11 protein-coding genes and 2 tRNA genes are annotated in these 11307 nt (G+C 70.1%); 6 read left to right on the top strand and 7 right to left on the bottom strand.

The features are described from left to right. The first annotated feature begins 74 nt into the window (after positions 1-74). Positions 75-869 (top strand): enoyl-CoA hydratase, encoded by a 795-nt coding sequence (locus tag ACFOW8_RS09185; protein ID WP_378548604.1) that lies wholly within the window; start codon positions 75-77, stop codon positions 867-869. Here ACFOW8_RS09185 and ACFOW8_RS09190 read toward each other — a convergent pair. Further along, positions 866-1930, bottom strand: a complete 1065-nt coding sequence (locus ACFOW8_RS09190) for an Hsp70 family protein (protein WP_378548292.1) — start codon at positions 1928-1930, stop codon at positions 866-868. The genes ACFOW8_RS09185 and ACFOW8_RS09190 overlap by 4 nt on opposite strands. Positions 1931-1955: 25 nt before the next feature. Next, positions 1956-2543: a MarR family winged helix-turn-helix transcriptional regulator gene (locus ACFOW8_RS09195; protein ID WP_378548295.1), complete on the bottom strand. Its 588-nt coding sequence runs from the start codon at positions 2541-2543 to the stop codon at positions 1956-1958. Between the two features lie 98 nt (positions 2544-2641). Here ACFOW8_RS09195 and ACFOW8_RS09200 point away from each other — a divergent pair. Then, a tRNA-Cys gene (locus tag ACFOW8_RS09200) sits at positions 2642-2713 on the top strand. 4 nt (positions 2714-2717) lie between these two features. On the opposite strand, the gene ACFOW8_RS09205 is transcribed toward ACFOW8_RS09200, so the two are convergent. The 5 genes from ACFOW8_RS09205 to ACFOW8_RS09225 all read right to left on the bottom strand — a co-directional run bounded on the left by ACFOW8_RS09205 (position 2718) and on the right by ACFOW8_RS09225 (position 6399). Further along, positions 2718-3662 carry an extracellular solute-binding protein gene (locus ACFOW8_RS09205; protein ID WP_378548298.1) on the bottom strand — a complete coding sequence of 315 codons (945 nt, stop codon included), beginning with the start codon at positions 3660-3662 and terminating at the stop codon, positions 2718-2720. Positions 3663-3757: 95 nt separating this feature from the next. Next, positions 3758-4369 carry an Rv0361 family membrane protein gene (locus ACFOW8_RS09210; protein ID WP_378548301.1) on the bottom strand — a complete coding sequence of 204 codons (612 nt, stop codon included), beginning with the start codon at positions 4367-4369 and terminating at the stop codon, positions 3758-3760. A 258-nt stretch (positions 4370-4627) separates the two neighbouring features. Further along, positions 4628-4700, bottom strand: a tRNA-Arg gene (locus tag ACFOW8_RS09215). A gap of 112 nt (positions 4701-4812) precedes the next feature. After that, on the bottom strand, positions 4813-5523 hold the full coding sequence (locus ACFOW8_RS09220; protein WP_378548303.1) for a DUF305 domain-containing protein: 711 nt from the start codon (positions 5521-5523) through the stop codon (positions 4813-4815). Then, the gene (locus tag ACFOW8_RS09225) at positions 5524-6399 is read right to left on the bottom strand and encodes a DUF3105 domain-containing protein (protein ID WP_378548306.1); all 876 of its coding nucleotides are present in this window, start codon (positions 6397-6399) and stop codon (positions 5524-5526) included. An 89-nt stretch (positions 6400-6488) separates the two neighbouring features. On the opposite strand from ACFOW8_RS09225, the gene argS reads away from it, so the two are divergent. From argS to ACFOW8_RS09245, 4 genes are all read left to right on the top strand, one after another. Then, positions 6489-8147, top strand: coding sequence for an arginine--tRNA ligase (gene argS / locus ACFOW8_RS09230; RefSeq protein ID WP_378548309.1), 1659 nt, complete (start codon positions 6489-6491; stop codon positions 8145-8147). A 34-nt stretch (positions 8148-8181) separates the two neighbouring features. After that, positions 8182-9603 (top strand): diaminopimelate decarboxylase, encoded by a 1422-nt coding sequence (gene lysA, locus ACFOW8_RS09235; protein WP_378548312.1) that lies wholly within the window; start codon positions 8182-8184, stop codon positions 9601-9603. Beyond that, complete coding sequence (locus ACFOW8_RS09240; RefSeq protein ID WP_378548315.1) at positions 9600-10997, top strand: homoserine dehydrogenase; 1398 nt, start codon at positions 9600-9602, stop codon at positions 10995-10997. Before lysA ends, ACFOW8_RS09240 begins: the two co-directional genes overlap by 4 nt. Before the next feature lie 94 nt (positions 10998-11091). Continuing rightward, on the top strand, positions 11092-11307 hold a 216-nt coding region (locus tag ACFOW8_RS09245; protein ID WP_378548318.1), incomplete at its 3' end, for a pyridoxal-phosphate dependent enzyme.

Raw genomic sequence — 11307 nt, forward strand, 5'->3', positions numbered from 1 at the left:
CGGTGGAGCGCGGTCGGCGTCGCTGGGTATCGTCAGCGGCGTCTGTGACCGATGACGAAGACGAGGTGTGCGCCGTGACCGATTTCGAGACGATTCTGCTGGAGCGCAAGGGCGGCGGCGACGGCAAGGGCGGGGTCGGCTGGATCACCCTGAACCGGCCGGGGGCCCTCAACGCGCTCAACTCGCAGGTACTGGCCGACATCACCGGCGCGCTCGACGAGCTGGAGCGCGACGACGCCATCGGTGCCGTGGTGATCACCGGCTCGGCGAAGGCCTTCGCGGCGGGCGCCGACATCAAGGAGATGGCGCCGCAGTCCTACATGGACATGTACATGGCCGACTTCTTCGCAGGCTGGGACCGGCTGGCCGCCTTCCGCAAGCCCACCATCGCCGCGGTCGCGGGCTATGCCCTCGGCGGTGGCTGTGAGCTGGCCATGCTGTGCGACATCCTGATCGCCGCCGACACCGCCAAGTTCGGTCAGCCCGAGATCAAGCTCGGCGTGATCCCCGGCATCGGTGGCTCGCAGCGGCTGACCCGCGCGGTCGGCAAGGCCAAGGCCATGGACCTGATCCTCACCGGCCGGAATCTGGGCGCCGAGGAGGCCGAACGGGCGGGACTGGTGTCGCGGATCGTGCCCGCCGACCAGCTGCTCGACACCGCGCTCGAGACCGCGCAGACCATCGCCTCGATGTCGCTGCCGGTGGCGATGGTTGCCAAGGAAGCGGTCAACCGTTCCTTCGAGACCACCCTGACCGAGGGCCTGCTGTTCGAGCGCCGGGTGTTCCACTCGCTGTTCGCCACCGACGATCAGAAGGAAGGCATGGCCGCCTTCATCGAGAAGCGGCCGGCGAACTTCACCAACAGCTAGTTCTCGCGGTAGCGCAGCGAACCGTCGGTGAGCTGCGCGGTGGACGGCGCGGTGCCATGATCCGGGGGCCGCGCCGTTTTGTCGCCGGTGCCGAGCAACCCGGCGACCGTGCCGCCCAGGGTCGCCGTCACCGCCACCGCGGCCAGCAGTTTGCGCCGCCCCGGACTTCGCCCGCCCGGCCGCTCGGCGGGCACGGTGCCCGCCCGCCGTCGCGGCATGCGCAACCGGGCGGGTGGTCGCTGGGCGGCGAGCAGGACCGCGCCGCGTGCCGAGACCAGGTCGGGTTCGGCGTCGTAGACGATCGGTAGCCCGATCCGCCCGGCGAGGTCGGCGCGCAGCATCGGGTTGCGGGTGCAGCCGCCGAGCAGCACCAGCGCGCCGGGTCGCACCCCGGTCTCCTCGATCACCTGCCGCACGAACGACGCCGAATGGTGCAGGCCGGCTTCGCACAGGTCGGCGAGGTCGCTGCGGGTCACCACGGCGCGGCCGCCGGTATCGGCATCGGTCACGGTGACCACCGGCGTCCGGCTCAGCGACTCGCGGTGCGCGCGGCTGGTGCGCGCGTCGGCCAGTACCCCGCCGCGCGCCAGCTGCCAGCGCACCAGCGCGTCGTACCCGTCGCCGCCGAGTACCGTGCTTCGCCTGCTCGCCAGGATGGTGTCGGTGCGGCAGTCGGCGTGGGTGACTGTGAGCCCGGAGCAGCCTAGGTCGTAGAGGATCACCGATCCGGTGGCGGGTAGCTGCCCGGTGAAGCGCAGATAGCGCAGCTGGGCCAGCGGTTCGTCGACGATGCGCACCGCGGAACTGCCGACCGCGGCCCGGATCGCCTCGGCGTGCAGCTCACTGCGGCAGGTGACGGCCGTGGCGGTGACGCACTCCCCGCGGCCGAGCGCGGCCACCCGCAACCTGCGTATCGCGGTCAGCACCGACTCCGCCACCGAGCCGCCCGCCCTGCGCGGCACCCGGACCAGGTCGACCGGAGCTAGATGCGGCTGATCGGAGTGGGTGAGGACGGCATGAGCACCACCCGCACCCGCCGATACCCCAAGGACCAGCACCATGGGCTACATCGTGGACCAGATTCGGCTACCTGCCAAGCGCGTCGGCCGGTGATTCGTCGCCAGGTCGCCAGGTCGCGTGGAATGCGAGGTTCGGCTCGCCCGGCTCCTCGAAGTCGCCCGCGTCGTGCCGGAACCGGGCGAGCAGGGTCAGCAGCTCGCGGACCCGGTCCGGGGGCAGCCCCGGTTCGGCGAAGACCTGGGCGTTGAGCGCCTCGGTCGCACCCGCGACGGATTCCCTTCCCGCGTCGGTGATTTCGATCAGGGTGGCGCGCCGGTCGCTGGGATGCGGCACCCGGACCACGAGTCCGGCGGCCTCCAGCCGGTCGACGGTATTGGTCACGCTGGTCGGATGCACCTGGAGCCGGGCACTCGCCTTCGCCATCGGCAGCGCGCCGCTCTTGCTGAAACTCAGCAATTGCAGCAGCTCGTAGCGGGAGAAGGTGAGGCCCGTCGGCTTGAGTGCCTCGTCCACCCTGGCCATCACGATCTGCTGGGCGCGTACCAGCGAGGTCACCGCCGCCATCCCGTCGGCCACCGACCCCCAACCGTGCGCGGTCCACTGCCGGTGCGCCTCGGCGATCGGGTCGAGCGGAAGCGGGCGTGGCTGGGACATGGACTGATCATCGCATAGTGGCAGGTCGCCTCGAATTACCCGCACGGTGAGCGTAATCCTGGTCGTCGCGGCCCCGGCACGGCATTGTCGATGGCGAGGCGGGCGTGGCTGAGTGGTCGAGGCAACGGTCTGCAAAGCCGTGTACGCGGGTTCGATTCCCGCCGCTCGCTCCGACTATCGAGGCGGGGCTGCCGGGAGCAGTCCCGCCTCGGTCATGAGGCGGGTGGCCAGCGCCGGATCCAGTGCGCCGAGCCGGGGATCCGACGGCATCGGCGCAGCGATGACGGGGTATTTCGCCGAGGTACTCGCGCGCAGGATAGTCTGGCCCTGCGGACCCGCGACGAAGGCCAGGAAACGCTGCGCCGCCCGCTGCTGCTCGCCCGCGCGCAGCACCGCGCCGCCGGAAACGGTGGCGGTGGCGTCCGGGAACGGATGCAGGGCGGTGCGGCCGGGGCCGGTCCAGTCGTCATGGCTGATCACCCCGCCCGCCATGATGCCGTCGGCCACCGCCTGCTGGGGATCGAGCACGGAGGTGGCGTTGGCCCGCACACCGCGCAACCAGGTCCGGGTGAGCTCGGGGCCACGCGCCGCCAGCAGGCCGGTCACCACGGCTTGGAAATCGGCGCCGAAGAACCCTGCGCCCCACCGGCCCTGCCACTGCGGCTGGGCGAGCTCGAGCAAACCCGCAGGCAGTTCCGCCTGGGAAAGTTCGGCGGTGTCGTAGACGAAAGCAGGCGTGCGCACGGCGACGCCGATCCACCGGCCCGAGGGCGGCCGGTAGCGGCTCGGCACCTGGTCGAGGGTGGCGCGGTCGAGGTCGGCGAGCAGACCGGCGTCGGCGACCAGGTCGAGCGCGGGGGCGTTCTCGGTGAGGAACGCGTCGGCGGGAGTCTCGGCGCCTTCGGCGATCAGCCGGTCGGCCAGGGCGAGATCGGCACCGTCGCGCAGGATGACCTCGATCCCGGTGTCGGTCGTGAAGCCCCGCGCCCACGCCTGCGCCAGCGCCTGCTCCTGGGCGGAATAGACGACGATCGTGTCGGCGGCGCCCGGCGGCGATGCGCAGGCGCCGAGCGCGAGCACGATCGCCGCGACCAGCGCCTTGCCACCGTATGACCGCATTGCCGTCCTCCCGCGCCCGACGACCGCCGCGGGCCGGCCACGAATTCCCTTGGTGGGAACCGGTATCAGGACCCACCGGATCGAGCCTAGTCGGCTCAGCGCCTGGTGGCCGGGACCGAGCAGATCTTCCAGGTACCGTTTTCCTTCTTCAGATGCTCCTCGGTGCTGTCCTCGGTGTTCGGCTCCTCACCGAGCACTGACAGGGTGAGGGTGCCGACCACCGTGGCCTTGGCGGTGTCGCCGGTGACGACGATGTCGTCCACCTTGTCGATGGTCACCGAGACCGAGGCCGACTCGAACTGCCGGCGCTGCTCCGGGGTGAGCGTCTCGATCTCCCTGCGGTCGGCCTCGCAGGCCAGCGCCGAGGCCGCGACGAAGCCCTCGTCGTCGAGCGTGTCGTAGAAGTCACGCACCGCGACCTCGATCTGCTTCTCGTCCGAGGACAGCGGCGTGCGGCCCTGCAGGGTGAGCACCACCCCGGTGAGTATCGCGCCGAACACCACCAGCCCCACCACACCGAGCACGATGAACAGCCCCGTCCGCTTCGGCTTCGGCACCTGCGGCGGCGGCAGCACATCCGGCCCGTCCGGATAGCTCGGCGGCGCCTGTTCCTGCCCGAACCCCGCGTGCGGATACCCCGGCGGCCCCGACGGCAGCTGCGGCGGTTGCTGTCCGAACGGCGGCTGCTCACCTGGCGGATTGGACATACTCGCTCCTGACGTTCACCGGGGCACACCCCGACCCTGAAATGCGCTGAATGCGTACGTGAGTCGAACCGCTACGAGCGTGAAATGCGAGAGCGCCCCGGACGATACCGGGACGCGCGGACCGAGGGCAACGCAGGTGCCAGCGCTTGCCGGAGCGTCGAAGACTTCGGGAGAGGTTGTGACATCGCGTGACATCGAGGCAAGCTGAGCGCCAGAAGACGAAGGCCCCCGACCAGCTGGTCGGGGGCCTTCGTCTTGTGCCCTCGGCAGGATTCGAACCTGCGGCCTTCTGCTCCGGAGGCAGACGCTCTATCCCCTGAGCTACGAGGGCGGGATAGATGCCGTTCGGTGGTGGCCGATCGGGCAGCGACAGCGTATCGCATCGGACGCGATGGGCCAAAAACGGTGCCGGACCGGGGGGTTGACCCCGGTCCGGCACGGGGTCACGGGAAGGGGAGTGGGCTGGCGCCGCGGGCGGCGAGCATGGTCCGCATCAGCTGGGATTCGCCGGCCTGGGTCTTGGCCATCTGGCCTGCCAGGATGCGCACCTCGGTGGTGTCGGCATGCTCGACGGCGTAGTCGAGCATGGGCATGCCGCCCTCGTGGTGGCGCAGCATCAGCTGCAGGAACAGGACGTCCATCGCGGTGCCGGTGGACTGGCGCAGCGTGGTCATCTCCTCCTGGGTGGCCATCCCCGGCATCTGCGCGACCGGACCCGAGCTCTCCTCGGCAGCGCCCCCGTGATGTGAGCCTTCCTCGTGGCCGCTCATCCAGCCCATGAAGCCCTCGACGTCCTGATTGGGCTCACCCCACAGCTGCAACCAGCCCTGCATCCGGCCGATCTGGTTCTGCTGGGTGGTGAGGATGTCGTAGGCCAGCCTGCGGACATCGTTGTCGGTGGAGACGATCAGCGCCGCGCCCGCCATGTCGACGGCCTGCGCGTGATGGGCGGACATGTCCTGGCTGAACCCCACGTCGACCGGGCCGGGTGTGGCGACGGTGTCCTTGTCGTCGAGTGGGAGCCGCAGCAGCACCCCGGCCACGGCCCCGAGCAGCAGCAGCCCGATCGCGCCGAGCACGAGGACCGCGCCGGTGGGACGGCCAGAGCCCGCGTCCGGGGTGGTGTCGTCGCGTTCGATCGTTTCGCCGCTCATCTACTGACCCGAGGGCAGGCCGCCGGGCACCGGGATGCTCGGCATGCCGGGGATACCGGCGCCGCCCATCTCGGACAGGTCCGGGGTCAGGCCATCGCCGTCCATCGGCACGGCCTCCGGGCCGTACGGCGACGGGTCGAACGGCGGCGGGTTGTTGGCGTCGAAGATCGGGTTCGAGCAGCTCGCGCCGACCTCGGGGTAGGCGTACGGGTTCTCCCGCAGCGCGGAGATGAACTGCTTGATCCGCGCGTCGTCGGCGGAATCCAGCTTCAGCTGGTGGCCCCAGGTCTGCAACGCGATCGGGCTGTCGAGGCCGGGGTACGGCGACATCATCGAGTACTGGCGGCCCTTGACGTAGTTCGACAGCTTCTCCACGCCCGCGGCGTCGACCTCGTCGGGGTTGTAGGTGATCCACACCGCCCCGTGCTCGAGGGAGTGCACGGCGTTCTCCATGCGGATCGGCTTGGTGTACACGGTGCCGGTGCAGTTGGCCCAGGCCGAGTCGTGCGGTCCGCCGAACGCGGGCGCCTTGTCGTAGGCCACCCGCTGGGTCTCGCTCACGTGCAGACCGGCCGGGTACTCCTGCTTGACCACGCCGTCGATCTTCGTCGACGGGTCCTGGTTCTCCTGGGAGGGCACCCATTCCTTCAGATCGGTCTGGGCCTCGCGGATGGCGGCCTGGTCCAGGTACTTGGGGACCAAGCTGTAGGCGAGCAGGCCGATCAGCGCGACGATGGCCACGGCCCCGCCGAGCAGTGCCCACGGCACCTCACGCTTCTTCCCCGGCATGTTGCCCTTGCCGGGTTTGCGGGACGGAGACGACTTCCCCGCGGCCCGGACGGCCTTGGCTGATCTGGCGCTGGTCCTGCTCGGCATCGCTCGTTGTGCTCTTTCGACGTATGGATCGGGGCGTTCGTACCGGGCGGTCGTGGTTGCGAGGCGCCCAGCCAATAGGATAGAGACTCGTGACTCCAGCTGACCTTGCAGATCTCCTTCGCACCACCGCCGCGAAGGTGCTTGTCGAACGTGGACTGGACTCGTCGGTCCTGCCCGAGCAGGTCACAGTGGAGCGTCCGCGCAACCCGGAACACGGCGACTATGCCACGAATGTGGCCATGCAGGTGGCCAAGAAGGTGGGAACCAACCCGCGCGAGCTGGCAGGCTGGCTCGCCGAGGCGCTGTCGGCGGCCGAAGGTGTCGAGGTGGCCGAGGTGGCGGGCCCCGGCTTCCTGAACATCCGCCTCGCCGCATCGGCGCAGGGCGTGATCGTCGGGCAGATCCTGGCGGCGGGCCAACGGTACGGCACCGGATCTGCGCTGGCCGGGACCAAGATCAACCTGGAGTTCGTCTCCGCCAACCCCACCGGCCCCGTCCACCTCGGTGGCACCCGCTGGGCCTCGGTCGGTGACGCGCTCGGCCGCATCCTCGCCGCCGAGGGCGCCGAGGTGACCAGGGAGTACTACTTCAACGATCACGGCGCGCAGATCGACCGGTTCGCCAAGTCGCTGGTCGCGGCCGCGCTCGGCGAGCCGACCCCGGCGGACGGTTACGCGGGCGAGTACATCCAGCAGATCGCCGCGACCATCGTCGCCGCCCATCCCGACGCGCTCACCCTGCCCGCCGAGCAACGGCACGAGCTGTTCCGGCGCGAGGGTGTGCAGCGGATGTTCGCCCAGATCAAGCAGGATCTGCACGACTTCGGCACCGACTTCGACGTGTATTTCAACGAGAGCGAACTGTTCGCCTCCGGCGCCGTCGAGCAGGCCGTCGAACAGCTGAAGAACTCGGGAAATCTGTACGAGAGGGACGGCGCCTGGTGGATCGCCTCCACCGAGTTCGGCGACGACAAGGACCGGGTCGTCCTCAAGAGCGACGGCAACGCCGCCTACATCGCCGGTGACATCGCCTACTTCCAGAACAAGCGCGCCCGCGGCTTCGATCTGGCCATCTACATGCTCGGCGCCGACCACCACGGCTACATCGGCCGGTTGAAGGCCGCCGCCGCCGCGTTCGGTGACGACCCCGACACCGTCGAGGTGCTCATCGGCCAGATGGTGAACCTGGTCCGCGACGGCCAGGCCGTGAAGATGAGCAAGCGCGCAGGCACCGTGGTGACGCTCGACGACCTGGTCGAGGCGATCGGTGTCGATGCCGCGCGCTACTCGCTGGTGCGCTCCTCGGTGAACTCGAGCATCGACATCGATCTCGACCTGTGGACGAAGGCGGGCAACGAGAACCCGGTGTACTACGTGCAGTACGCGCACGCCCGCACCTGCCGGATCATCGACAACGCCGCGGCTTTCGAGTTCGCTTCCGTCGCACCGGATTTCGCGCTGCTGTCGGCGGATCGCGAAGGCGATCTGATCCGCACCCTCGGCGACTTCCCGCGCGTGGTCGCCACCGCCGCCGAGACCAGGGAACCACACCGCGTCGCCCGCTATCTCGAGGAACTGGCCGGTGTCTACCACCCGTTCCAGTCCGACGACGACATGCGCGTGCTGCCCAAGGGCGACGACGCGGTCACCCCGCGCAACGCCGCCCGCCTCGAGCTGGTGCGGGCCACCCGTCAGGTGCTGGCCAACGGTCTGGCCCTGCTCGGCGTGAGCGCACCGGAGCGCATGTGAACACCGGCACCGCTTCCAGGAAGGACGCGCAGTCATGAGCGCACACCCCGCCGGTCCCCGGCACGCAGAGATCCCGCACGCGCCGAGCCTGCCCGAGCGGCCCACCGATCCCGCGGCGATGATCGACCTGCCCGCCGACGTCTGGCCGCGCAATGCCGCGCGCGGCGACGACGGTGTCGTGCGCATCGCAGGCGTACCGGTCACCGAGCTGGCCAGGGACTACGGCACCCCGCTGTTCGTGATCGACGAGGACGACTTCCGCACCCGCTGCCGCGACATGGTGCGCGCCTTCGGGCCCGGCGCCCGCGTGCACTACGCGTCCAAGGCATTCCTGTGCGGTGAGATCGCCCGCTGGATCCGGGACGAGGGTCTGTCGCTGGATGTGTGCTCGGGTGGCGAACTCGCGGTGGCCCTGCACGCCGGGTTCCCCGCCGAGCGCATCGCCCTGCACGGCAACAACAAGTCGGTGCCGGAGCTGGAAGCGGCGGTCGCGGCCGGGGTCGGGCACGTGGTGGTCGACTCGCTCTACGAGATCGAGCGGCTCGAAGCCGTCGCCGGTGCGGCCGGGGTCGTGCAGGACGTGCTGGTGCGGGTGACGGTCGGCGTCGAGGCGCACACCCACGAGTACATCTCCACCGCGCACGAGGACCAGAAGTTCGGCTTCTCGATCGCGGGCGGCGACGCCATGGAGGCACTGGCTCGCGTCTTCGAGGCCGACAACCTGCGCCTGGTCGGCCTGCACAGCCACATCGGCTCGCAGATCTTCGAGCTCGACGGTTTCGAGATCGCCGCGCGCCGCATGCTCGGACTGCTGCGCGAGGCCATCGACAAGTTCGGGATCGAGCGCACCGCGCAGATCTCCACCCTGGATCTGGGCGGCGGCCTCGGAATCTCGTACCTGCCCAGCGACAGCCCGCCGCCGCTGGACGAGTTCGCCGCCAACCTGCGCGGCCTCGTCGCCGCCGAAGCGGCCCGTGCCGGGCTGCCGGTGCCGACCATCGCCGTCGAGCCCGGCCGCGCCATCGCCGGGCCGGGCACGATCACGCTCTACGAGGTCGGCACCATCAAGGACGTCGAGCTCGACGGCGGCGCGCGCCGCCGCTATGTCAGCGTCGACGGTGGGATGAGCGACAACATCCGCCCCGCGCTGTACCAGGCCGACTATGATTGCCGCCTGGTCTCGCGCTCGTCGGACGCGCACGCGGTGGTCGCGCGCGTGGTCGGAAAGCATTGCGAGAGCGGCGATATCGTCATCCGGGACACCTGGATGCCTGCCGACGCCGGCCCCGGTGACCTGGTCGCCGTCGCCGCGACGGGCGCGTACTGCTATTCGATGTCGAGCCGCTACAACCAGCTCACCCGGCCCGCCGTGGTCGCGGTGCGCGACGGTGTACCGCGGCTGATTCTGCGCCGGGAAACGGTGGCGGACCTGCTGAGCCTGGAGGTAGAACGATGACCGCATCGCAAAGCGATTCCGTGGGGGGCGGCCGGGTGACGAGCGGGCTGATCGAGAACGGCACCAGGGAAGCGGGGCGTCCACTCGGCGTGGCCGTGCTCGGCATGGGCACCGTCGGCACCGAGGTGGTGCGCGTGCTGCGCGACCACTCCGACGACCTGCGCTCGCGCATCGGCGCGCCGCTCGTGCTGCGTGGCGTGGCCGTGCGTGACCTGGGCAAGGACCGCGGTCTGCCCGCCGAGCTGCTCACCACCGACGCCGAGTCCCTCGTCACCCGTGACGACGTGGACCTGGTCGTCGAGGTCATGGGCGGGATCGATCCGGCCCGCGGGCTGATCGGCGCGGCGCTGTCCGCGGGCAAGTCCGTGGTCACCGCGAACAAGGCACTGCTGGCCGACTACACCGGGGAACTGGCCGCCGCCGCCGAGCGCAGCCGCGCCGACCTGTACTTCGAGGCCGCCGTCGCCGGTGCCATCCCGGTGGTGCGCCCGCTGATCCAGTCGCTGTCCGGCGACCGGGTGAACCGGGTGGTCGGCATCGTCAACGGCACCACGAACTTCATCCTCTCCGCGATGGACGAGACCGGCGCCGCCTACGACGACGTGCTCGCCGAGGCCACCGACCTCGGCTATGCCGAGGCCGACCCCACCGCCGACGTCGAGGGCTACGACGCGGCGGCCAAGGCCGCGATCCTGGCCTCGCTGGCTTTCCACACCAGGGTCACCGCGGCCGATGTGTACCGCGAGGGCATCACCGCGATCACCGCCGAGGATCTCGAGACCGCCTCCGCCGTCGGCTGCACGGTGAAGCTGCTCGCCATCTGCGAGCGCGTCGCGCCAGGGCCGGGCGAGCCCACCGCCGACGAGGGCGGCAAGGACCGGGTCTCGGTGCGCGTGTACCCGGCGTTGATCCCGCGTAAGCATCCGCTGGCCTCGGTCAACGGCGCGTTCAACGCGGTCGTCGTCGAAGCCGACAACGCGGGCAGGCTGATGTTCTACGGTCAGGGCGCCGGTGGCGCGCCGACCGCGTCGGCCGTGCTCGGTGACCTGGTGATGGCCGCGCGCAACAAGTTCTACGGTGGTCGTGCCCCCGGCGAATCGGTCTATGCTGAGCTGCCGATCGCGCCGATCGGTGACACCCCCACCCGCTACCACGTGAATCTGCAGGTGGAGGACCGCCCCGGCGTGCTCGCCGCGGTGGCGGGGGAGTTCTCCCAGCGCGGGGTGAGCATCTCGACCGTGCGGCAGCAGGGCCATGGCGACGGCGCCAGGCTCGTGGTCGTGACCCACCATGCGCTGGAGTCCTCGCTGGCCGATACTGTCGCGGCATTGGCGGACATGGACTCCGTCACCTCCGTGACCAGCGTTCTCAGACTGGAAGGCACCGAAGAATGAATCGGAATGTGCGCGGCGTCGCCGACATTCACACCGATGTGTATACAGGCCGCCCGTGCGCACATGGTCGTGTCGTGATCGAAGGAGCGCTGGCATGAGCTCACTTGGCATCGCCCCTCAGCACGGCGTGCACTCGCGCTGGCCGGGCCTGATCGCGGCCTACCGTGATCGGCTCGAAGGTGCGGCAGACTGGGAGCCGGTCACTTTGTTCGAGGGTGGTACCCCGCTGGTTCCCGCGCCGCACCTGTCCGAGCTGACCGGTTGTGAGGTGTATCTCAAGGTCGAGGGTGCCAACCCGACCGGTTCGTTC

The sequence above is a fragment of the Nocardia rhizosphaerae genome (assembly GCF_042650365.1).
Lineage (GTDB): Bacteria > Actinomycetota > Actinomycetes > Mycobacteriales > Mycobacteriaceae > Nocardia > Nocardia rhizosphaerae.